The following is a 20,635-nucleotide window of genomic DNA, read 5'->3' as shown; positions in this document are numbered from 1 at the left end:
TCAGGCGCCGCCGCCACGAGGCCGGGCCGCGCGGCACGCTGGACCTGCGCCGCACGTTGCAGGGCATGGCGCGTCAGCCGCACACGCTGACGCCGGCCTTCACCCATGCACGCATGGAACTGCCACCGATCGTCGTGCTGCTCGACATCTCCGGCTCGATGGACCGCTACTCGCGCCTGTTCCTGCACTACGTGCACGGCCTGACGCGCCGGCACCTGAAGGTGCACACCTTCACCTTCGGCACGCGGCTGAGCAACATCACGCGCTGCCTGCGCCACCGCGACCCCGACGTTGCGCTGAAGATGGCCGATGCGCAGGTGCACGACTGGAAGGGCGGCACGCGCATTGCCAGCAGCCTCGATCACTTCAACCGCCACTGGGCGCGCCGCGTGCTCGGCGGCAACGCCGCGGTGCTGCTGGTCAGCGATGGGCTGGAGCGCGACGATGACGGCCAGCTCGCGCGCGCTGCCGGCCAGCTGCACCGCATGGCCCACCAACTCGTCTGGCTCAACCCGCTGCTGCGCTTCGAAGGCTTCCAGCCGCGCGCCGCCGGCATCCGCACGCTGCTCGCCCACGTCGACCGTTTCCTGCCGGTGCACAACCTGGCGAGCCTGGCCGACCTGGCCGGCGCCTTGCAGAAGCCGGCCCTGAATCCCTCCACATTGCTGCACTGAAGAACCCATGGAACTCAAAGGCGAACGTCTCATTCCGGCCCCGGTCGACACCACCTGGGCCGCGCTCAACAACCCCGAGATCCTCAAGGCCTGCATCGCTGGCTGCGAGTCGCTCGAACGCACCGGTGACGATGCCTTCCAGGCGCTGGTGGCGGTGCGTGTCGGCCCGGTCAGTGCCAAGTTCAAGGGCAACCTGAAGATGACCGACATCCAGGCGCCGAACAGCTACACGATCAACTTCGACGGCCAGGGCGGCGTGGCCGGCTTCGGCAAGGGCTCGGCCGAGGTGCAACTCGCACCCGAAGCAGGGGGAACCAAGCTCAGCTACATTGCCCGTGCCCAGGTGGGCGGCAAGATGGCACAGGTGGGTTCACGGCTGATCGACGCCGCCGCCGGCAAGATCGCCGAGGACTTCTTCACCGCCTTCGAGGCGGCGCTCAAGCCCGCCGAGGGTGCGGTGGCCGAGGCTGCACCGGTGCCGGCCGCGGGCGGCAACAAGATGGTGTGGTGGATCGTCGGCGCGGTGGTGGTCATCGCCGCCATCTGGCTGCTGACTCGATAGAGGACAGGAACATGGACAGTCTCGATCTCCAGGTGCTGCAGCAGGCGCGCGAGTGGCACGCGCAGGGGCAGCCGGTGTGGCTGGTCACCGTCATCGAGACCTGGGGCTCGGCGCCGCGCCCGCCCGGCGCACTGCTGGCGATGCGCGGCGACGGCCTGGTGGTCGGCTCCGTTTCCGGCGGCTGCGTCGAGGACGACCTGATCGACCGTGTGCGCAAGGGCGAGCGGGTCGGCAAGCCTTCGCTGATCACCTACGGCGTCAGCAAGGAAGAGGCGGCACGTTTCGGCCTGCCCTGCGGCGGCAACCTGCGCCTGGTGCAGGAGCCGCTGACCGACACCGCCTGGGTCGACGAGATCCTGAACCGCACCGCGCGCCACGAACTGGTCGCCCGCACGCTGAACCTGGAGACCGGTGTCGTCGCCATCGAGCCGGCCTCGCGCGGCGAGCTGTTCCAGTTCGACGGCAAGCAGTTGCGCGCACTGTTCGGCCCGCGCTGGCGGCTGCTGATCATCGGCGCCGGGCAACTCTCGCGTGCCGTCGCGCAGATGGCGCTGGCGCTGGACTTCGAGGTGATCTGCTGCGACCCGCGCGAGGAGTACCACCTCACCTGGGACATCCCGAACACGACGTTCAGCAAGGCCATGCCCGACGACCTGGTGCTCGAGCTGCAGCTCGACCCGCACAGCGCGGTGGTCGCGGTCACGCACGACCCCAAGCTCGACGACATGGTGCTGCTCGAGGCGCTGAAGTCGCCGGCCTTCTACGTCGGCGCGCTCGGCTCGCGCAGCAACACGGCGGCGCGCAAGCAGCGGCTGGCGCTGTTCGACCTCAGCCCGGCCGAGATCGACCGCCTGCACGGCCCGATCGGCCTGGACCTGGGCAGCAAGACGCCGGCGGAGATCGCCGTCTCCATCGTCGCCGAGATCGTCGCCGTGAAGAACGGCGTGGCGCTGGTGCAGAAGAAGGAAGGCTCGGCGCTGCCGGAGTCATCGGGCGTCTGCGCACGCTTCTGAGCACATCGAGGCTGTCCGCCGGCTTGAATTCGGCCTGAGCCCCGCCCACATGGGGCGATGAGTATCGTCATCGCCTTCGGGGTGCTTCTCCTCGCCGCCGCGCTGATCGGCGGCGCGCTGGCCGGCCCGACGCTGGCCCGGCTGTGGCGCCGGCAGCGCATCGCCCGGCGACCGTTCCCCGCTGCGTGGCGCGACATCCTGCGCCGCCGCGTGCCGCTGGTGCGCGAGCTGCCGGCGGCTCATCAGTTGCACCTGAAGAAGCACATCCAGGTGCTGCTGGCCGAGGTGCCGTTCATCGGCTGCGCCGGCTTGGTGCTCGACGACGAGATGCGCGTCACCATCGCCGCGCAGGCGGCGCTGCTGCTGCTCGGGCGCGGCGGCTCGTTCGGCAACCTGCGCGAGGTGCTGGTCTACCCGGGTCACTTCGTCGCGCCGCGCAGCGCGACAGGCGCCGGCGGGGTGGTGCACGAAGGCCGCGACGTGCTGGCCGGGCAGAGCTGGGAGCGCGGCCAGGTCATCCTCGCCTGGGACGCGGTGCTGGACGGCGCGGCCGATCCGCACGACGGCGCCAACGTCGTCGTGCACGAGTTCGCGCACCAGCTCGACCAGGACCGCGGTGCGGCCAACGGGGCGCCGTATGTGGGCCGCGGCGCGATTCAGCAGGTCTGGGCGCGGGTGATGGGCGCCGAGTTCGACCTGCTGCAAGCCCGGCTGGCTCGCGCGGAGGAGCCCGGCATCGTCGATGCCTACGCCGCCACCAGCCCGGCCGAGTTCTTCGCCGTCACCAGCGAACTGTTCTTCGAGCGGCCCGCGGCGCTGGCCGCCGAGCGGCCGGCGCTGTACGAGCAGCTCAGGCGCTGCTACCGGCTGGATCCGGCGTCCTGGTAGGGGCGACGCCCGCGTTTGCGTGCGCAGCGCGGGCGTCGCCGTCGATCAGGCTCTCCAGGCAGTGCTCGCGCAGCCCGTAGAAGCGCTTGATCTCGGCGATCTGCGCCAGCAGTTCGGGCCGGCGCTGCTCGGCGGCCGCCAGCGCGGCGCCGCTCTTGCGCACCGCCAGGATCATCTTGTTCTTGCTGGTGTGCTCCAGCGCCACGAACTCGAACACCTGCGTCTCGTAGCCTTGCACCTCGAGCAGCAGCGCGCGCAGCGAGTCGGTCACCATCTCGGCCTCCTGGCCGAGGTGGATGCCATGCTGCAGCATCGGACGCAGCAGCGGCGGGGTCTGCATCTGCGGCCGGATCTGCTTGTGGCAGCACGGCGAGCACATGATGATCGAGGCGCCGGCGCGCAGCCCGAGGTGGATGGCATGGTCGGTGGCGGTGTCGCAGGCGTGCAGCGCGATCATCACGTCCAGCCGGGTCGGCGTGTAGCTGCGCACGTCGCCCTGGTCGAAGCGCAGGCCGCTCAGGCCGTGCCGCGCCGCGGCTGCATTGCACAGCGCGACCATGTCGGCGCGCAGCTCGACGCCGGTGACCTGAGGCGCCTTGCCCTGGCTGCGCAGCCACTCGTGCATCGCGAAGGTCAGGTAGCCCTTGCCCGAGCCGAAGTCGGTCACGTGCACCTCGCGGCGGTCGGCCAGCGGGCTGCTGCCCAGCGCCGCGCCCAGCACCTCGATGAACTTGTTGATCTGCTTCCACTTGCGCGACATCGCCGGCACCAGCTGGCGTTCGCCCCGCACCTCGTGGGTCACGCCCAGGTCGAGCCAGAACGCCGTGTCCAGTGCCAGCGGACGCTGCTTGGGCTTGTCGTGCGCGGCCGGCTCGACGGTGAGTGGGGCGGCGGCCCGCGCCGTGCGCAGGCTGGGCTTGCCCTTGCGGCTGAAGGCGAGCTGGACCTCCTGCGAGCGCGTGTGCAGGTGGGCGTTCTGGAACTCGCGGCCCAGCAGGGCGGCGATCTGCGCCAGGCCCTCGGCGCCCGGATGGTTCTTGGTGACGTCCCGCGTCCGGTAGCGCCACAGGAAAGACAGCTGGCGCTCGCCACGCAGGTGCAGCTCGCGCACCGTCAGCCGCTCCAGCTGTTCGTCGGCGCCGATGTGCCGGCTCAGCAGCAGCGACACGAAGCTGCCGTCGGCCCAGGCCGTGTGCAGCAGGCGGGTGAAGCGCTCCAGGGCATCGGCCTGGGCGGCGGGCGGCGGGGTGATCAGGTCGCTGAACATCGGGGTCGGCGGGGCGGCCACCGATTTTCCTTCATCGCCCGGCCTTGCCCTGCAACGTCGCGAAGCGGAGGCCGACGCCGCCGTGTCTGCTCGCCGCGCCCACCTCGGACGGCCACATCGCGCCCCGGCCGGAACTGGCGTGGCGCATCGGCAGCAGCGTCTTCGTCAGCGTGAGATCGCCAGCGCGAGCGCGAGCAGCGCGCCGGCTGTCAGCCAGGAGGCGATCACGCGCAGGACGATCGCCGGCCAGCCGCTCTTCGCGCTGTCGGCGAAGCCGCCGACGCAGGCGGCGCACAGCGTCGCGCCGATCCAGTTGCCCAGGCGCATCACCGTCGCGCCGCCGCCGGGTGCCGCGTCGATCACCGAGCCCAGGCCGATGCCCAGCCCGAGCAGCGCGGCGAAGGCGACGAACACCGCCTCGGGCGCGCGCCATGCCGCGGCGACGAGCAGGCCGAGCAGTGCCGCGAGCACGAGCAGGGGGGTGTCGGTGGGCAGCGCAGGCAGGTTGGCGCTGGCCAGCAGGCCCAGCGCAAGGGCAAGCGCCAGCGCGGCCAGGGCACGCAGGCTGGCCGCCACGCCGCGCTGCCCGAAGGCCAGGCCGAGCAGCAGCAGCGCGATCAGTTGCGCCGGGTTGAGCAAGGGATGCTGCAGCCCGCCATAGAACGCGCCGATGCCCTTGACCGCGCCGTGGGCCGAGGCCGTGGCGGGCAGAGCGAGCAGGGCCAGCGTCAGCAGACCGCCCGCGCCCCTCGCACCCCTCAAAGCGAGCCCTTGACGAACACCAGCCCGACCGCGGCGATCAGGCCACCGGCCACGCGCACCAGCGTGCGGCCATGGCGCCAGCGCACCGCCTCGCCGATGGCGATGCCGGCCAGGTGCAGCAAGCCGGTGGCGATCACGAAGCCCAGGCTGTAGACCAGCGGGTGGGCGGCCTCGGGCAGTTCGGTGCCATGCGCGTGGCCGTGGAAGATGGCGAACACGCCGACCAGCACGCCCGCCAGCCACAGCGGCGGGCGCAGCGCGAAGGCGACAGCGGCGCCGAGCAGCACCGCCGACAGCGCGATGCCGAGTTCCACCGCCGGCAGCGGCACGCCGAGCACACCCAGCGCGCCGCCCACCGTCATCACCAGCGGGAAGACGACGGGCAGCAGCCAGATCGCCGGCCGGCCGAGGAAGGCACCCCACAGGCCGACGGCGACCATCGCGGCGACGTGGTCCCAGCCGAGCAGCGGATGCATGAAGCCGGCCGCGAAGCCACCGCCGAGGCCTTCGGCGGAGTGGGCCGATGCGGGACCTGCCGCGGCGGCGAGCAGCGTCACGGCGGCGAGGCGCAGTACAGGTGTCATCATGGGCGGCTAGTCTAGGGCGGCTTCGTGACAGACTGCGGGCGGTGCCTGACTTCGCATCCGGCGGCGGCATCTGCGCGTAGTCACCCTGCCACCTCGCCGCGACCCGTGCACGACGCCTGCCCATCGATGCTTCTCCACCGCCTTCCGTCACCGACCCTGGCGCGCCGCCTCGGCGTGGCCATGAAGCGCGGCGTGCTGGCGCTGATGGCCGTCGTCGTTGTCCTGCAGGGCTTCGAGCTGTCGATGCAGCGGGGTGCCGGGCATGCGCACGTCCACCTGGCGGAGACCGCTGCGCCCTTCGTGCCGCTCGACACCGACCATGAACATGCCCACGCACACGGCCTCGCCCACGATCACGACGAGGGTGATGCGAGCGTGCTGTACCTCGACGAGGAGCGGCACGACCCGGCCCCCTCCAACCCCTTGCCGCAGGCCCGCGACCTCGACAAGCTGCTGCCGGCGGCTGCACCGCGCCCGCTGGCGCTCGAGCGCGAACCGCGTCGCGACGACGCGCCGCCGCTGATCCGCTCGGTGGTGCTTGCACCCGCCGAGCGCCCACCCGCGGCCTGAGGCTGCCGGCGCTGCTGCGCCGTTCCGCTTCCATTCATTCGATCCGGCCACGGTCCACGCCTGCGCGGCGTGCTGGATCGGCTCGAACCCGTTCATTCGGCCGGGCGGCGGCGCGTCGTCCGGCGAGGAGACTTCCTTGAAGCGTCTTTCATTCGCGTGCCGCCGGCCGCAGCGTGTGCTCGCGCTGCTGGCCGGCGCTGCACTGTGCATTGCCGCCCATGCCGGCGGCGAGCAGGAACTGCAGAAGGTCATCGTCACCGGCAACGCGACCGGCCAGGTCGGCGTGGCCGACTCGGCCAACGTCGGCACCGTGACACGCGCCCAGCTCGAGGCACGCACCGCCTACCGCCCCGGCGAACTGCTGGAGGCGGCGCCCGGGCTCGTCGTCAGCCAGCACAGCGGCGAGGGCAAGGCCAACCAGTTCTACCTGCGCGGCTTCAACCTCGACCACGGCACCGACCTGCGCACCAGCGTCGACGGCATGCTGGTCAACCAGCGCAGCCATGGCCACGGCCAGGGCTGGACCGACCTCAACTTCGTCATCCCCGAACTCGCCACCGGCCTGCGCTACAAGAAGGGGCCGTACTACGCCGCCGAGGGCGACTTCTCGTCGGCCGGCGCGGTGGAGATCACCTACGCGGACCGGCTCGATGCCGGCCTCGCCCAGCTCGGCTTCGGCCAGAACGGCTACAAGCGCGCGCTGCTGGCGGACTCGCCGCAGTGGATGGGCGGCTCGCTGCTCTATGCCGTGGAGGCGCTGCGCAACGACGGGCCGTTCGAGCGGCCCGACGACTTCCGCAAGTTCAACGGCGTGCTGCGCTATGCGCAGGGCGACGCCGCGAACGGCTGGAACCTCACCGGCATGGCCTACACCGGCAAATGGAATGCGACCGACCAGATTCCGCTGCGCGCGGTGCAGGACGGCACGCTCGGCCGCTTCGGCCTGATCGACCCGACCGACGGTGGCGAGGCCCATCGCTACAGCCTGTCGGGCACCTGGCGGCGCGGCAGCGAGGCTTCGTCCACCGAGGTTCAGGCCTACATCGCACACTGGAACCTCGAGCTGTTCTCCAACTTCACCTACTTCCTCGACAACCCGGTCGACGGCGACCAGTTCGCCCAGCCCGACCGGCGCACGATGACGGCGCTGAACGCCCGCCACAGCTGGGCTTCGGACTGGTTCGGCCGTGAGGGCGAGAACCAGGCCGGCGTGCAGATCCAGAGCGACAACATCCACAACGCGCTGCTCAACACACGTGCGCGGCAGACGCTGTCGGACGTACGCCGTGACCACATCGTCGAGACCAGTGTCGGTGCCTGGTTCGAGAACGCGGTGCGCTGGACGCCGACGTTCCGCTCGGTCGCCGGCCTGCGTGCCGACCACTACCGCTTCGACGTGCGCAGCGACCTGGCGGCCAACTCCGGCCAGCGCAGCGCCAGCGTGCTCAGCCCCAAGCTGAGCCTCGTCTTCGGCCCGTGGGCGAAGAGCGAGCTCTACGTCAACCTCGGCCGCGGCTTCCACAGCAACGATGCGCGCGGCACGGTGATCCGCACCGACCCGAAGAGCGGAGACCCGGCCGAGCCGGTCACGCCGCTGGCCCGCTCCAAGGGCTACGAACTCGGCCTGCGCACCTCGCCCCTGCCGGGGCTGCAGACGGCGCTGTCGGTGTACGGGCTGGACCTGGACTCGGAGCTCGTCTTCGTCGGCGACGCCGGCACCACCGAGGCGGGCCGGCCGAGCCGGCGCATCGGCTTCGAGCTGGCGAACTACTACAAGCTCGACGACTGGCTGACCCTGGATGCCGACCTGGCCTTCGCACGCGCGCGCTTCCGCGACAGCGCGCCCGAAGGCAATCGCATCCCCGGTGCCGTCGAGGGTGTGGCCTCGCTGGCGCTGGCAGTCGACCGCATCGGCCCGTGGTTCGGCGCGCTGCAGTGGCGCTACTTCGGCCCGCGGCCGCTGATCGAGAACAACGCGGTGCGCTCGAAGGCGACGGCGCTGGCCAACGCGAGCGTCGGCTACAAGATCGGCTCGAACGCGCGCATCGAACTGGAGGTGTTCAACCTCACCGACCGCAAGGTCTCGGCGATCGACTACTTCTACAGCTCGCGCCTGCCCGGCGAGCCGGCGCAGGGCGTGGAAGACATCCACTTCCATCCGATCGAGTCACGCTCGGTGAGGCTCGCGCTGACGATGAACTTCTGAGCACCCCCAGGGCCGGGCTGCGCCCAGCCCGCCATCGGGCTTGCAGGCCCGATGGCCCTCGCTAGGCGCAAGGCCCCTGCCGGGCCCTTGCGTCCGGGCTCGGCCCCCCGCGGGGGTCGAGAAAACTTGGGGCGGCCCGGCGTTTCCTTGAGAGGCCGTTCGCAGGCTGTTGATTCGTTCTGGCGCATCGGCTGCGGGTTCGCCCCGACTGGAGTGGCTGCACCTGCGCCGCCACGATACCGGCCATGCTCTGCCGCCGTGCCGCCCTGATCCTGCTCGCCACGAGCGGCCTGAGCCCGCTCGCTCACGCCGACCCGAGCGGCGGTGATCCGTTCCGCTCGCTGCAGTGGCCCGACCTGCGGCGCGAGTTCTTCGGCAATGCGCCGGTGGTGTTCGACGATCGTGTCAAGGTGCGCGGCCCGGCCTTCGCCGAGGACCCGATGAACGTGCCGATCAGCGTCGCGGCGCTCGGGCTGGCGGAGATCGAGACGCTGGTCGTCTTCGTCGACCGCAACCCGATCCGCAAGGTGCTGGAGTTCGAGCCGCGGGCGGCGCTGGCCAGCGTGGGCTTTCGCTTCAAGCTGGAGCAGGCCAGCCCGGTGCGCGCCGCGGCGAAGACGCGTGACGGTGTCTGGCACGTCGGCGGCACGCTGGTCGACTCGGCCGGTGGCGGCTGCACCGTGGCCGGCGCGACGCGCAAGGACGGCAGCTGGGCGGCGACGCTCGGTCGCGCCAGCGGCAAGCTGTTCGCCAGCAGCCCGCTGCCGGAGGCGAGTTCGCTGCCCGGCGCGTCGCGGCTGCGCGTGATGGTCATGCACCCGATGGACACCGGCCTGGTCGGCGGCATCCCGGCCTTCTACGTCAACCGGCTCAGCGTGCGCGACGCGCAGGGCCGCGAACTGCTGCGCCTGTCCAGCTTCGAGCCGGTCAGCGAGAACCCGGTGTTCAGCTTCGACTTCCCCGGCCGCGTGGCCGGCGGCCTGCGCCTGGTCGGCAGCGACAACAACGGCAACCGCATCGACAGCCACATCGAATGAGACGCCTCGCCGTGCTCGTGCTCGCAGCCGCGTTCGCCGGCGCCGCGGCAGCGGTCGATCTTGCCCGGCTCGACTACGCCCTGAGTGCGCGTTCGCTGGCGCCGGGGGTCTGGGTCGTCGAGGGGGCCAACGCCGACTTCAGCCCGGCCAACGGCTGCAACATCATCAACACCGGCTTCATCGCCACCGGCGCCGGCGTGCTGGTGATCAACACCGGGCCGTCGAAGCGCTACGGCGAACAACTGCGCGCGCTGATCGCGAAGACGACCAACGAACCCGTCGTGCAGGTGCTCCACCTCAACCTGCACCCCGACTACTTCCTCGGCAACCAGGCCTTCGCCGACGTGCCGCGGCTGGCCACCGACAGCACGCGCGCCGGCATGGCACGAGAGGCACGCGCCTACGAGGACAACCTCTACCGCCTGTGCGGCGACTGGATGAAGGGAACCGAGGCCGTGCTGCCCAGCGGCACGGTCTCGCTCGGGCCCCTTCGTCTCGGCACGCGCGAACTCATGCTGCGCGAATACGCCGGCCACACTGACAGCGACCTGGTGCTGATCGACAAGGCCAGCGGCGTGGTGTTCGCCGGCGGCCTGGTGTTCGCGCAGCGCGTGCCGACGACGCCGCACGCGCAGCTCGGGGTGTGGCTGCAGAGCCTGCAGGCGTTCGCCGCGCTGCCGCTGAAGACGCTGGTGCCCAGCCACGGACCGGTGCGCAGCGATGCCAGCGCGGTGGCCGAAACGCAGCGCTATCTGCAGTGGCTGGACCGCAGCTTCCGCGTGCTCGCCGAGCAGGGCGCCGAGGTCAACGAGGTGCTGCGCGCCGAGGTGCCGGCCGAGTTCCGCGGCTGGGCCGCCTTCGGCACCGAGTACACCCGCAACGTGGCGCACCTCTACCCGCGCTACGAGGCGGCGGTGCTGAGGGGCACGAGGCCCTAGCGAGTCAGTCGATCTCCACGCCGTCGAAGGCGATCGCCAGCGACTCCATCACCAGCGAGTTCTCCATTGCGTTCAGCGGCGCGTAGTGCAGCGTCACCGGCCGCGCGTTGCGGAAGCGCCAGCGCTTGACCACACGTTCATGGTCAGGCGCGAGCAGCACCACGCGCACCGTGCGGCGCTGCGGGGCGCGGCCGCGCCGGGTCTTCTCCCACCAGTCGTGCAGCGCGCTGTCGGCGCTGGTCGCGCGGCGCAGCACCAGGTGCTCGTCGGCATGCGCCTCGCTCGCATCGGGCCGGGCCGACAGCGGCGGGAACAGCACCTCCGAGCAGGCGATCTCGATCGAGCGGCCGTTGCCGTCGGTGAGCTCGACGCGGAAGTGGCAGCCGGCAACTGGCCTCGCTTCGGCGGGGTTCACTCGATCTCCAGCCGCTCGCAGGACAGCACCACCTCCTCGATGGCGACGTCGTTGCCCTTGGCGTTGAGCGGCCCGCTGGTGTGCTTGACGATGCGTGCGCGCAGCAGCTTCCAGGTCTGCACGATGGCCGTGTGATCCTCGTTCTGCAGCTGGATGGTGACGGTGCGCATCGCGTTCGGGTCGCCGTTGCGGATCTGGTCCAGCCACTGGTAGAGGTTGAGCGAGCCGATCAGGCCGCGCTTGAGCGTCACGTCGCTGGTCTTCGTCAGCCCGGGGATCTTCATCACCTGGTTCTCTCTCGAGTTGCCGGTGCGGTACTCGATCATCTGCACTTCCATGCCCAGGCCGCAGACCTCCGAGAAGCCGGCATGCGGGCCCTCGGTGTTGCCGTCGCCGAGGTCGACGAGGAAGTTGAAGCAGGTGTAGGGGCGGTCGCGCAGCGTGGCCATGGTGTGTCCTCACGGGTCGTCGGAACGCGGCGAGTGTGGCACCGCCGCGCCGCCGCGGTGCTCCCTAGGCTGTCACAGCGCGGCGCGTGCCGGCTGCTCCGCGCCGTGACAGCTTGCAGGGGAAACCCTGGGATTCTGGCGGCCCGCGGGCGCCGATGGCAGCGTTTCGCCGCTGCGGTGGTGCTCCATGCGCGTGGCACGCATGTTGCCCCCTCAGGGTCTGGAGAAGCAGCCGGCGAGGCTGCCCCCAACCCTCTCAAACCCTCGAGGAGACACGATGCGAATCAATCAGTTGACCGTGTGGGTCGCGCTGGCGCTGGGCACGATGAGTGCCCAGTCGGCGGTGACCGACAAGATGATCGAAGACGATGCGAAGACCCCGGGCGACATCGTCTCCTGGGGCATCGGCCAGCAGGGCCAGCGCTATTCGCCGCTGAAGCAGATCAACGCCCAGACGATTGGCAAGCTGGTGCCGGCCTGGTCGTTCTCGTTCGGCGGCGAGAAGCAGCGCGGCCAGGAGTCGCAGCCGCTGATCCACGACGGCAAGATGTTCGTGACGGCCTCGTACTCGCGCATCTTCGCGCTCGACGCCAAGACCGGCGCCAAGCTGTGGAAGTACGAGCACCGCCTGCCCGACGGCATCATGCCCTGCTGCGACGTGATCAACCGCGGCGCGGCCCTCTACGACAACCTCGTCATCTTCGCCACGCTCGATGCGCAGCTCGTCGCGCTCGACCAGAAGACCGGCGACGTGGTCTGGAAGGAGAAGATCGACGACTACGCCGCCGGCTACTCGGCCTCGGCCGCGCCGCTGATCGCCGGCGGGCTGCTGCTGACCGGCGTGTCCGGCGGCGAGTTCGGCGTGGTCGGTCGCGTGGAAGCACGCAACCCGAAGACCGGCCAGATGGTCTGGACGCGCCCGGTGGTCGAAGGCCACATGGGCTACACCTTCGACAAGGACGGCAACAAGAAGGACAACGGCATCAGCGGCACCACCGGCAAGAGCTGGCCGGGCGACCTGTGGAAGACCGGCGGCGCGGCCACCTGGCTGGGCGGTACCTACAACGCCAAGACCGGCCTGGCCTACTTCGGTACCGGCAACCCGGCGCCGTGGAACAGCCACCTGCGCAAGGGCGACAACCTGTTCAGCTGCTCCACCGTCGCGATCGACGTGAAGACCGGCCAGATCGTCTGGCACTACCAGAACACGCCGAACGACGGCTGGGACTTCGACGGCGTCAACGAGTTCGTGACCTACGACGACGGCGGCCAGATCCTCGGCGGCAAGGCCGACCGCAACGGCTTCTTCTACGTGAACGATGCGAAGACCGGCAAGCTGCTCAACGCCTTCCCGTTCGTCAAGAAGGTGACCTGGGCCACCGGCATCGACCTGAAGACCGGCCGGCCGAACTTCGTGCCCGAGAACCGCCCGGGCGACCCGACCGCCGGCGCCGACGCGAAGAAGGGCAACGTCGTCTACTCGGCACCGTCCTTCCTCGGCGGCAAGAACCAGATGCCGATGGCCTACTCGCCGGAGACCAGGCTGTTCTACGTGCCGGCCAACGAGTGGGGCATGGAGATCTGGAACGAGCCCATCACCTACAAGAAGGGTGCGGCCTACCTGGGTGCCGGCTTCACGATCAAGACCAACAGCGACGGCCCGATCGGCGCGCTGCGCGCGATCGACCCGAAGAGCGGCAAGATCGTCTGGGAAGCGCCGAACAACGCGCCGCTGTGGGGTGGCGTGCTGACCACCGGCGGCAACCTGGTGTGGTGGGGCACGCCGGAAGGCTTCCTGCAGGCCGCCGATGCGAAGACCGGCAAGATCGTCTGGAAGTTCCAGACCGGCTCCGGCGTGGTGGCGCCCCCGGTGACCTGGGAGGACAAGGGCGAGCAGTACGTCGCCGTGGTCTCCGGCTGGGGCGGCGCGGTGCCGCTGTGGGGCGGCGACGTCGCCAAGAAGGTCAACTACCTCGAGCAGGGTGGCTCGGTGTGGGTGTTCAAGCTGATGAAGTGATCACCACCCGCTGCTGAAACGACGGAGGCCGCCCGCGGGCGGCCTTCGTCATGGCGAGGCCGCAGCCTGATTACCTGGCCTGGGCCACCAGCGCGGATGCCGCGGCAAAGGCGAGGACAGCGGTCATGATGATCTTGTTCATGTGATTGCTCCGGGTCGATGAGCGGACAGCAAGTTCACGCTGCACCGAAACATGACTGTGGTCAGGGAAGGCAACGCACCCACCGGCCAGCGAGGTTGCACAACGGGAAGCATTCCCTGGTGCGTGTTCGACGCGAGGGCCACACTCCGCGCGTGTCTTGGTGGTTTGCCCGTGGAGTCGACACCACAGAGCCCTGAGCACAATTCGCATCATCGGCATCAAGCTGATTTGGACCGCTGCCTTGCTATCTCCTGGGCAGCGGTCTTCTTCTTTGGCGGATGGTGCGGCACCGCATGGCACCATTGGCCATGCACCGTACCCGGCCCTTGCGCAGCGAAGCGCTCGTCGAGATGAGTTCCAACGGTCCGCGCGTTCCCCTCGACCTGCCGCGCCGCGTGATGCGCCGGGCCCTGGCGGTGGCCGCTTTGACGCTGGCCGCCGCCGTGGGCTTCGGCCTGGCCCGCACCGACGAGGACATCGACGGCGAAGTGCGTGCGGCGATGTCGCTGGCAGCCACCATGGCGCAGCTGGCGCGCGCCGCGGAGCTCAGTGATGCGCAGCTCGTGGCCGTGCTCACCGAACGCGAACGGGACACGCCGCTGCGCCACCTGTCGCTGTCGCTGCGTGACGGGACGGGCCGCCTGCTCGTCGGCCGCCTGCCCGCGCCTGCGGGCTCGGCGTTCTTCGAGGCGCTGACGAGCCTGCATCGGCAATTGCGACCCGGGCAGACCTTCGAGCCTGTCACCTGGCTGGTGTCGCGCGCCGGCAAGCCGGGGTGGATCCTCACGCTGGCGGCGCAGCCGGAGAGTGAGCGGCGCGAGGCCGTGGTCTACCTGGTCAGCCTGCTCGGCGTGCTGGCCGCGGGCATGGCCGCGATGCTTGTGGTGATGCGCTGGAACGTGCGCTCGGCGTTCCGGCCGCTCGAAGGCCTGCTGGCGGCGATCGGCCGCATCCAGTCCGGCGACACCGCGGCGGCGCGCTCGATTCCGGCCATGCCGATCGGCGAGCTGGAGCAGATCGCCGCCGCGCTGCGCTCGCTCGGCGAGGCGCTCGACGCCGCCGAGGCCGAGCGCCGCCTGCTCGGCCACAAGGTGCAGTCGCTGCAGGAGGACGAGCGCATGCGCCTGGCGCGCGAGCTGCATGACGAGTTCGGGCAGCGGCTCACGGCCATTCGCGTCGACGCCGCCTGGCTGGCGCAGCGCCTGAAGGACCTGCCCGACGTGCAGCCGGTGGTGCAGGGCATGTCCGAACAGTGCGCAGCGATCCAGAGCGACGTGCGCACGCTGCTCGCACGGCTGCAGCCGCTGGGCGGCGCCGTCGAGGGTGAAGGCGACGCCACGGTGGCGACGCTGGCCGAACTGCTGCAAGGCCTGGCCGAGGGCTGGCGCAGGAGCGCCAGCGGTGCGCTGCGCGTCGGGCTGCTGATCGATGCGGAGCCCGAACGCCGGCTGCCGCGCGATCTGGCGCTGGCGCTGTACCGCATCAGCCAGGAAGCGCTGACCAACGTGGCACGCCATGCGCAGTCCCGCGAAGTGACGGTGTTGTTGCGCTGGCCTGCCGGCAGCGAGTCCATCGAGTGGTCGGTCGCCGACGATGGCGTGGGCCTGGCCGACCCGGATGCGGCACTGCGCCGCGGCAACGGCCTGGCGGGCATCAAGGAGCGGATCTGGGCCTTCGGCGGCGACCTACAGCTCAAAGCGGCGAGGCCCGGCCACGAACGGCCGGGCCTCGTGCTGACCGCGACGCTGCAGGTCGCGGCGCCCGAGGTTCAGAAGAAGCCCAGCTTGTCCGGCGAATAGCTCACCAGCAGGTTCTTGGTCTGCTGGTAGTGGTCGAGCATGGCCTTGTGCGTCTCGCGGCCGATGCCCGATTCCTTGTAGCCGCCGAAGGCCGCGTGCGCCGGGTAGGCGTGGTAGCAGTTGGTCCACACGCGGCCGGCCTGGATGCCGCGGCCCATGCGGAAGGCGCGGCTGCCGTCGCGCGTCCACACGCCGGCGCCCAGGCCGTAGGGCGTGTCGTTGGCGATGGCCAGCGCCTCGGCCTCGGTCTTGAAGGTGGTCACCGCCAGCACCGGCCCGAAGATCTCCTCGCGGAAGATGCGCATCGAGTTGTCGCCCTTGAACAGCGTCGGCTGCACGTAGTAGCCGCCGGCCAGCTCGCCGCCCATCTGCGCGCGCTCGCCGCCGATCAGCAGCTGCGCACCTTCCTGCTTGCCGACCTCGAGGTAGGACAGGATCTTGTCCATCTGCATCGCCGAGGCCTGCGCGCCCATCATCGTCTCGGTGTCCAGCGGGCTGCCCTGCTTGATCGCCTTCACGCGGTCGAGCGCGCGGGCCATGAACTTGTCGTAGATCGACTCCTGGATCAGCGCGCGGCTCGGGCAGGTGCAGACCTCGCCCTGGTTGAAGGCGAACAGCACCAGGCCCTCGATCGCCTTGTCGAGGAAGGCATCGTCCTGTGCCATCACGTCGTCGAAGAACACGTTGGGGCTCTTGCCGCCCAGCTCCAGCGTCGCCGGGATCAGGTTGGTGGCCGCGGCCTGCGCGATCACGCGGCCGGTGGCGGTGGAGCCGGTGAAGGCGATCTTGGCGATGCGCTTGCTCTGCGCCAGCGGCATGCCGGCTTCGCGGCCGTAGCCGTTGACGACGTTGAGCACGCCCGGTGGCAGCAGGTCGGCGATCAGCTCGGTCAGCACCAGGATGCTGACCGGCGTGCTCTCCGCCGGCTTGAGCACCACGCAGTTGCCCGCGCCGAGTGCCGGCGCCAGCTTCCAGGCCGCCATCAGGATCGGGAAGTTCCACGGGATGATCTGGCCGACCACGCCCAGCGGCTCGTGGAAGTGGTAGGCGATGGTGTTGTGGTCGATCTCGCTGAGCGCGCCTTCCTGCGCGCGCAGGCAGCCGGCGAAGTAGCGGAAGTGATCGGCCGCCAGCGGGATGTCGGCGTTCAGCGTCTCGCGGATCGGCTTGCCGTTGTCCACCGTCTCGGCGTAGGCCAGGCGCTCGAGGTTCTGCTCGATGCGGTCGGCAATCTTCAGCAGGATGCTGGCGCGCTCGCCGGCGGACGTGGCGGCCCATTTCGCGGTGGCGGCGTGGGCGGCATCCAGCGCCAGCTCGATGTCCTCGGCGCCAGAGCGAGCGGCCTTGGTGTAGACCTTGCCGCTGATCGGCGTGATGACGTCGAAGTACTGGCCCTTCAGCGGCTTGACGAACTTGCCGCCGATGAAGTTGTCGTAGGCGGCCTTGAACTCGAGCGGCGCGCCGGGCTGGTTCGGTTGTGCGTAGATCATGGTGTGTCTCCGTCCGGATGGTGGGTGGGCTGGGTGTTGTCGTGCGCCGCGCAATCCGGATGCCGCGCGGAACTGGGTGGGCTGCATCGCACGCGGCGTGCCAGCGCGGTTCGTGCAGCAAACGGCTGATCCGGCGCAAGAAGCGGGTCAGCCAGGGGCGGCAGACTGCGTCGTCGCTGTCCTGGCGCGTGGCACTGTCACGAAGCGGGACAGCGCAGGCCCCGATTTCCGCCGAAATGCTTGCGCGTGCGCAGCGGGCGGCTAGGCTCGAAGCTTGCGTAGTTGCCGGACTACCGGAAACACGCCAGGGCTCGGCAGAAGCCCCACTGGAGACAAGGATGACGCACGCCATCGCCCACCGCATTCCCGCCGCACGCCTGCGCGCGGCACGCCGCCAGCTTCTCGAACAAGGTGACGTGGAGGACGGACTGATCGCGCCCGACCTGCAGCGCAGCTGGCAACGCAGCGCCCGCTTCGGCCTCGCGCCCAGCGGCCGCATGCCCGGCGCGCCGCACGCCTCGGGGCCGCAACTCGTGCGTGCGCTGGACCACCAGCGCGAACTGGTGGCCCACGCGCGGCCGGTGATGGAGTACCTGTTCGACCAGACGCGCGACACCGACAGCATGGTCATCCTCGCCGATGCGCAGGGCATGCTGCTGCAGTCGCTGGGCGACGCCAGCTTCGTCGATCGTGCGCAGCGCGTGGCGCTGCGCCCCGGCGCGAACTGGCACGAGCAATGGCGCGGCACCAATGCGATCGGCACGGCGCTGGCCGATGCGGCACCGGCGGTGGTGCATGCCGGCGAGCACTACCTCGAGCGCAACGGCTTCCTGACCTGCACCGCGGCGCCGATCGCCGACCCCTGCGGCCGCGTGCTCGGCGTGCTCGACATCTCCGGCGACCACCGCGGCTACCACCGCCACACGCTGGCCCTGGTGCGCTCGGCGGCGCGCATGATCGAACACCGCCTGTTCGACACGCGCCATGCCGCCGGCCTGCGCGTGCGCCTGCATGCTCAGCCCGAGGGCATCGGCACGGTGGCCGAAGGGCTGCTCGCGCTGTCCGACGACGGCTGGATCACCGGTGCCGACGCGGCCGCACGGTCGATGCTCGGCTTGCAGCCCGGGGACTGCAGCGCGCGCACCATCGAGCATGTGCTGCAGCTCGGCATGGATGCGCTGTGGTCCTGGGCGCGCCAGGGCGGCAGTGCGCCGCACGTGGCGCGCCGCCACGACGGCAGCGTGCTGTGGCTGCGCGTGGAGGCCGGGCGCACGGTGCTGGCGCTGCAGACCACGCGGCCGGTGCCGCGCGTGGCGATGACCGGCGATCCGCTGGCCGCACTCGACAGTGGCGACGCCGCGATGCATGCCGCGGTGGACCGCGCGCGGCGTGTGCTCGACAAGCCGATCGCGCTGCTGCTGCACGGCGAGTCGGGCGTGGGCAAGGAAGTGTTCGCGCGCGCCGTGCATGCCAGCAGTGCGCGCCGCGACGGGCCGTTCGTCGCCGTCAACTGCGCGGCGCTGCCCGAGTCGCTGATCGAGGCCGAACTGTTCGGCTACCGCGCCGGCGCCTTCACCGGCGCCAGCCGCGAGGGCGCGCCGGGGCGCATCCGCGAGGCCCACGGCGGCACGCTGTTCCTCGACGAGATCGGCGACATGCCGCTGGCCATGCAGGCTCGCCTCCTGCGCGTGCTGCAGGACCGGCAGGTGGTGCCGCTGGGCGGTGGCAAGCCGGTGGCGGTGGACTTCCGGTTGATCTGCGCCACGCACCGCCACCTGCGCAGCGAACTGGACGCCGGGCGCTTCCGCGAGGACCTCTACTACCGCCTCAACGGCCTGACGCTGACGCTGCCGCCGCTGCGCGAGCGGCAGGACCAGCTCGCGCTGATCGAGCGGCTGCTGCGCGAGATCGCCCCGGGCCGCGACCTGCAGCTCGCGCCCGAGTTGGCGCAGGCCGTGTCGCGCTACCGCTGGCCGGGCAACCTGCGCCAGCTGCACAACGCGCTGCAGACGGCCTGCGCGCTGCTCGACGAGGGCGAGGCCGAGATCGGCTGGACACAGCTGCCCGACGACCTCGCTGCCGAGCTGCGCGACACCAGCGCGCCGCGCGCGGTGCTGGACGACACAGCCGACCTGCGGATGCAGTCCGAACGCACCGTGCGCCAGACCGTGCAGGCCTGCGAGGGCAATCTGTCGGAAGCCGCACGGCGGCTGGGCATCAGCCGCAATACGCTGTACCGCAAGCTGGACGAGCTCGGGCTGCGCTGAGGCGCGCGCGCTCAGTCCGCGGTTTCGTGCGCGCGCGGTTGATACTTGGCGAGCCAGCCTGGCGTGAAGTCGAACCGGTCGGCAGCGAACACGGCGGAGAAGCAGGGGCTCGAACGGCCGTCCCGCCACAGGGTCACGTACAGCCACTGCCCGCCGCGGCGCAGCATCAGCACCTGGTAGGGAGCGAACCCGCCGCGCTGGTAGAGCGGATAGCGCGCCTGTGCCGCGGCGTCGAAGCGCTGGCTGTCGGCGGCATCGAGCGTGGCACGCTCGGCCGACGCAGGGACACGCAATGCGGGGCTGCCGCTGACGCAACTGCGCAGTGTCATCTCTGCCGCTGGCGGGGCCGCGGCGGCACCTGCTGCGGCGAGGCTGGTCAGGGCTGCTGCGCAGGCCGATCGTGTCTGCATCGCGGGTCTCCCGGGCAGAAGCTCAGAGCGCAGCTTACCCCTCCCGTGGCGTCAAAAGGCCCTAGAAAACCAGGGTGCGCCAGCGCCGGTCGGCTGCACGCGCCATGAACTGCACGGCGCCGCCGCGGCCGTGGCACTCGGGGATCAGCGCCGTGAGCTCGAGGCCATGGGCGTCGAGCGCATCGCTGCAGGCGTAGAACAACACGCCCTGCGACACCGCCTCGCGCATCGACTCCAGCACGGTCTTGTCGTGGCGCTCGCTCGCGCGGAGCTGCGCAGCGACGCCAGGCGCCAGCAACTGCACGCTGCGCGCGGTGAAGTAGATCTCGACAGGGATCTCCATCGCGGCGGCGGCAGCCGCATGGAAGAAGGGCGTGGCCAGGCGCTGCGGAGTGTCGGGGTCGGCAGCCCACAGCAGGATGGCGATGCCGTCCACCGGCTCGTCGACGAAGCTCATGAGTTGTCGCCGTCCTCGACGCGGCTGAGCCAGGCCTGGTGTTGCATCGCTGCAAGCACCGGCTCGCCGTGCAGCAGTGCGCTGCGGTCGGCCTCGAGATCGGCGAGCCGCACCCGCGCCAGCCAGCCCTGGCCATACGGATCGCGATGCACCAGCTCCGGCGTGTCGGCCAGCAGGGCATTGATCGCCACCACCGTGCCGCGCACCGGCGACTTCACCGAGACGATGGACTTGGCCAGCTCGACGACGGCGATCGAGCGGCCCTGCTCGACCTCGCTGCCCACCGTCTTCGGCCGGCACATGTAGATCTCGCCGGCCTGCACGACGCCCAGCGCGGTGATGCCCACCGTCGCCGTGCCGTCGCCTTCCAGCCGCGCCCACACTTGGTGGTCGACCAGGTAGTGCAGATCGTCGGGGAACTCGAGGCCGGCTGCTTTCATGATGCCGCGAGAGCCGCGCCACGTCGGTCGTTCAGCCGGCGTCGCGAGCGCGCCGAGGTCGTGCCGAGCAGCGCAGCCGTACACCGGTACGGCGAGCCGCGCAGGCGCGAGATCGGCGCGCGCAGCAGCCGGATGAACGGCCGGCGGCGGAGGGGAACGGGAGTCGAACCCGCCCGGCAGCGCATGGCGCCACCCACCGGGTTTGAAGCCCGGCCGATCCACCAGGATCGTTTCCCCTCCGTTGA

General features: G+C 70.7%; 20 protein-coding genes and 1 tRNA gene. 11 read left to right on the top strand and 10 right to left on the bottom strand.

Features of this window, described 5'->3' with window-relative positions:
- The 4 genes from AAG801_RS13005 to AAG801_RS12990 all read left to right on the top strand — a co-directional run.
- Positions 1–674 (top strand): VWA domain-containing protein (locus AAG801_RS13005; protein ID WP_341888750.1); only part of this gene is annotated, 674 nt, incomplete at its 5' end.
- A 7-nt stretch (positions 675–681) separates the two neighbouring features.
- Positions 682–1,236 (top strand): carbon monoxide dehydrogenase subunit G, encoded by a 555-nt coding sequence (locus AAG801_RS13000; RefSeq protein ID WP_341888749.1) that lies wholly within the window; start codon positions 682–684, stop codon positions 1,234–1,236.
- A gap of 11 nt (positions 1,237–1,247) precedes the next feature.
- Positions 1,248–2,249: an XdhC family protein gene (locus AAG801_RS12995; RefSeq protein ID WP_341888748.1), complete on the top strand. Its 1,002-nt coding sequence runs from the start codon at positions 1,248–1,250 to the stop codon at positions 2,247–2,249.
- Between the two features lie 57 nt (positions 2,250–2,306).
- Positions 2,307–3,137, top strand: a complete 831-nt coding sequence (locus AAG801_RS12990) for a M90 family metallopeptidase (protein WP_341888747.1) — start codon at positions 2,307–2,309, stop codon at positions 3,135–3,137.
- Here the strand turns inward: AAG801_RS12990 and AAG801_RS12985 are convergent.
- The 3 genes from AAG801_RS12985 to AAG801_RS12975 all read right to left on the bottom strand — a co-directional run bounded on the left by AAG801_RS12985 (position 3,100) and on the right by AAG801_RS12975 (position 5,753).
- A complete protein-coding gene (locus AAG801_RS12985) occupies positions 3,100–4,425 on the bottom strand; it encodes an SAM-dependent methyltransferase (RefSeq protein WP_341888746.1) in 1,326 nt (441 codons plus the stop codon). The genes AAG801_RS12990 and AAG801_RS12985 overlap by 38 nt on opposite strands.
- A gap of 144 nt (positions 4,426–4,569) precedes the next feature.
- Positions 4,570–5,166 carry a HupE/UreJ family protein gene (locus tag AAG801_RS12980; protein ID WP_341888745.1) on the bottom strand — a complete coding sequence of 199 codons (597 nt, stop codon included), beginning with the start codon at positions 5,164–5,166 and terminating at the stop codon, positions 4,570–4,572.
- A complete protein-coding gene (locus AAG801_RS12975) occupies positions 5,163–5,753 on the bottom strand; it encodes a HupE/UreJ family protein (RefSeq protein WP_341888744.1) in 591 nt (196 codons plus the stop codon). Before AAG801_RS12975 ends, AAG801_RS12980 begins: the two co-directional genes overlap by 4 nt.
- 126 nt (positions 5,754–5,879) lie before the next feature.
- Here AAG801_RS12975 and AAG801_RS12970 point away from each other — a divergent pair, with 126 nt between their 5' ends.
- The 4 genes from AAG801_RS12970 to AAG801_RS12955 all read left to right on the top strand — a co-directional run bounded on the left by AAG801_RS12970 (position 5,880) and on the right by AAG801_RS12955 (position 10,504).
- On the top strand, positions 5,880–6,323 hold the full coding sequence (locus AAG801_RS12970; protein ID WP_341888743.1) for a hypothetical protein: 444 nt from the start codon (positions 5,880–5,882) through the stop codon (positions 6,321–6,323).
- Between the two features lie 136 nt (positions 6,324–6,459).
- A complete protein-coding gene (locus tag AAG801_RS12965; protein WP_341888742.1) occupies positions 6,460–8,529 on the top strand; it encodes a TonB-dependent receptor in 2,070 nt (689 codons plus the stop codon).
- A gap of 245 nt (positions 8,530–8,774) precedes the next feature.
- Entirely contained in the window at positions 8,775–9,566 is a 792-nt protein-coding gene (locus AAG801_RS12960) for a quinoprotein dehydrogenase-associated SoxYZ-like carrier (RefSeq protein ID WP_341888741.1), read from the top strand.
- A complete protein-coding gene (locus AAG801_RS12955; protein ID WP_341888740.1) occupies positions 9,563–10,504 on the top strand; it encodes a quinoprotein relay system zinc metallohydrolase 1 in 942 nt (313 codons plus the stop codon). The genes AAG801_RS12960 and AAG801_RS12955 overlap by 4 nt, the downstream gene beginning before the upstream one ends.
- Positions 10,505–10,508: 4 nt before the next feature.
- Here AAG801_RS12955 and AAG801_RS12950 read toward each other — a convergent pair whose 3' ends face one another.
- Together AAG801_RS12950 and AAG801_RS12945 are read right to left on the bottom strand one after the other, a co-directional pair.
- The gene (locus AAG801_RS12950; RefSeq protein WP_341888739.1) at positions 10,509–10,919 is read right to left on the bottom strand and encodes a phage tail protein; all 411 of its coding nucleotides are present in this window, start codon (positions 10,917–10,919) and stop codon (positions 10,509–10,511) included.
- Positions 10,916–11,368, bottom strand: a complete 453-nt coding sequence (locus AAG801_RS12945; protein ID WP_341888738.1) for a phage tail protein — start codon at positions 11,366–11,368, stop codon at positions 10,916–10,918. The genes AAG801_RS12950 and AAG801_RS12945 overlap by 4 nt, the downstream gene beginning before the upstream one ends.
- 277 nt (positions 11,369–11,645) lie before the next feature.
- On the opposite strand from AAG801_RS12945, the gene AAG801_RS12940 reads away from it, so the two are divergent.
- Positions 11,646–13,385, top strand: coding sequence for a PQQ-dependent methanol/ethanol family dehydrogenase (locus tag AAG801_RS12940; protein WP_341888737.1), 1,740 nt, complete (start codon positions 11,646–11,648; stop codon positions 13,383–13,385).
- A gap of 435 nt (positions 13,386–13,820) precedes the next feature.
- Positions 13,821–15,326: a histidine kinase gene (locus AAG801_RS12935; protein ID WP_341888736.1), complete on the top strand. Its 1,506-nt coding sequence runs from the start codon at positions 13,821–13,823 to the stop codon at positions 15,324–15,326.
- On the opposite strand, the gene AAG801_RS12930 is transcribed toward AAG801_RS12935, so the two are convergent.
- On the bottom strand, positions 15,296–16,816 hold the full coding sequence (locus tag AAG801_RS12930; RefSeq protein WP_341888735.1) for an aldehyde dehydrogenase family protein: 1,521 nt from the start codon (positions 16,814–16,816) through the stop codon (positions 15,296–15,298). The genes AAG801_RS12935 and AAG801_RS12930 overlap by 31 nt on opposite strands.
- A gap of 338 nt (positions 16,817–17,154) precedes the next feature.
- Between AAG801_RS12930 and AAG801_RS12925 the strand changes: the two genes are divergently transcribed.
- Complete coding sequence (locus AAG801_RS12925) at positions 17,155–19,083, top strand: sigma-54-dependent Fis family transcriptional regulator (RefSeq protein WP_341888734.1); 1,929 nt, start codon at positions 17,155–17,157, stop codon at positions 19,081–19,083.
- A gap of 11 nt (positions 19,084–19,094) precedes the next feature.
- Here AAG801_RS12925 and AAG801_RS12920 read toward each other — a convergent pair whose 3' ends face one another.
- The 4 genes from AAG801_RS12920 to AAG801_RS12905 all read right to left on the bottom strand — a co-directional run bounded on the left by AAG801_RS12920 (position 19,095) and on the right by AAG801_RS12905 (position 20,630).
- A complete protein-coding gene (locus AAG801_RS12920) occupies positions 19,095–19,493 on the bottom strand; it encodes a hypothetical protein (protein WP_341888733.1) in 399 nt (132 codons plus the stop codon).
- 61 nt (positions 19,494–19,554) lie between these two features.
- A complete protein-coding gene (locus tag AAG801_RS12915; RefSeq protein ID WP_341888732.1) occupies positions 19,555–19,950 on the bottom strand; it encodes a DsrE family protein in 396 nt (131 codons plus the stop codon).
- On the bottom strand, positions 19,947–20,390 hold the full coding sequence (locus AAG801_RS12910) for a glycine cleavage system protein H (protein ID WP_341888731.1): 444 nt from the start codon (positions 20,388–20,390) through the stop codon (positions 19,947–19,949). Before AAG801_RS12910 ends, AAG801_RS12915 begins: the two co-directional genes overlap by 4 nt.
- A gap of 147 nt (positions 20,391–20,537) precedes the next feature.
- Positions 20,538–20,630, bottom strand: a tRNA-Sec gene (locus tag AAG801_RS12905).
- Positions 20,631–20,635: the final 5 nt, after the last annotated feature.

Source organism: Variovorax sp. YR752, from assembly GCF_943372545.1.
The sequence above is the reverse complement of the archived record's forward strand: the minus strand, read 5'-3'. Positions and strand labels throughout refer to the sequence as shown.

What these genes read in the sequence shown, in the direction of transcription:
- AAG801_RS13000 (WP_341888749.1), top strand. Translation starts at nt 682, where the DNA reads ATGGAACTCAAAGGCGAACGTCTCATTCCGGCCCCGGTCGACACCACC.
- AAG801_RS12995 (WP_341888748.1), top strand. Translation starts at nt 1,248, where the DNA reads ATGGACAGTCTCGATCTCCAGGTGCTGCAGCAGGCGCGCGAGTGGCAC.
- AAG801_RS12990 (WP_341888747.1), top strand. Translation starts at nt 2,307, where the DNA reads ATGAGTATCGTCATCGCCTTCGGGGTGCTTCTCCTCGCCGCCGCGCTG.
- AAG801_RS12975 (WP_341888744.1), bottom strand. Translation starts at nt 5,753, where the DNA reads ATGATGACACCTGTACTGCGCCTCGCCGCCGTGACGCTGCTCGCCGCC.
- AAG801_RS12970 (WP_341888743.1), top strand. Translation starts at nt 5,880, where the DNA reads ATGCTTCTCCACCGCCTTCCGTCACCGACCCTGGCGCGCCGCCTCGGC.
- AAG801_RS12960 (WP_341888741.1), top strand. Translation starts at nt 8,775, where the DNA reads ATGCTCTGCCGCCGTGCCGCCCTGATCCTGCTCGCCACGAGCGGCCTG.
- AAG801_RS12955 (WP_341888740.1), top strand. Translation starts at nt 9,563, where the DNA reads ATGAGACGCCTCGCCGTGCTCGTGCTCGCAGCCGCGTTCGCCGGCGCC.
- AAG801_RS12945 (WP_341888738.1), bottom strand. Translation starts at nt 11,368, where the DNA reads ATGGCCACGCTGCGCGACCGCCCCTACACCTGCTTCAACTTCCTCGTC.
- AAG801_RS12940 (WP_341888737.1), top strand. Translation starts at nt 11,646, where the DNA reads ATGCGAATCAATCAGTTGACCGTGTGGGTCGCGCTGGCGCTGGGCACG.
- AAG801_RS12935 (WP_341888736.1), top strand. Translation starts at nt 13,821, where the DNA reads ATGGCACCATTGGCCATGCACCGTACCCGGCCCTTGCGCAGCGAAGCG.
- AAG801_RS12930 (WP_341888735.1), bottom strand. Translation starts at nt 16,816, where the DNA reads ATGATCTACGCACAACCGAACCAGCCCGGCGCGCCGCTCGAGTTCAAG.
- AAG801_RS12925 (WP_341888734.1), top strand. Translation starts at nt 17,155, where the DNA reads ATGACGCACGCCATCGCCCACCGCATTCCCGCCGCACGCCTGCGCGCG.
- AAG801_RS12920 (WP_341888733.1), bottom strand. Translation starts at nt 19,493, where the DNA reads ATGCAGACACGATCGGCCTGCGCAGCAGCCCTGACCAGCCTCGCCGCA.
- AAG801_RS12915 (WP_341888732.1), bottom strand. Translation starts at nt 19,950, where the DNA reads ATGAGCTTCGTCGACGAGCCGGTGGACGGCATCGCCATCCTGCTGTGG.
- AAG801_RS12910 (WP_341888731.1), bottom strand. Translation starts at nt 20,390, where the DNA reads ATGAAAGCAGCCGGCCTCGAGTTCCCCGACGATCTGCACTACCTGGTC.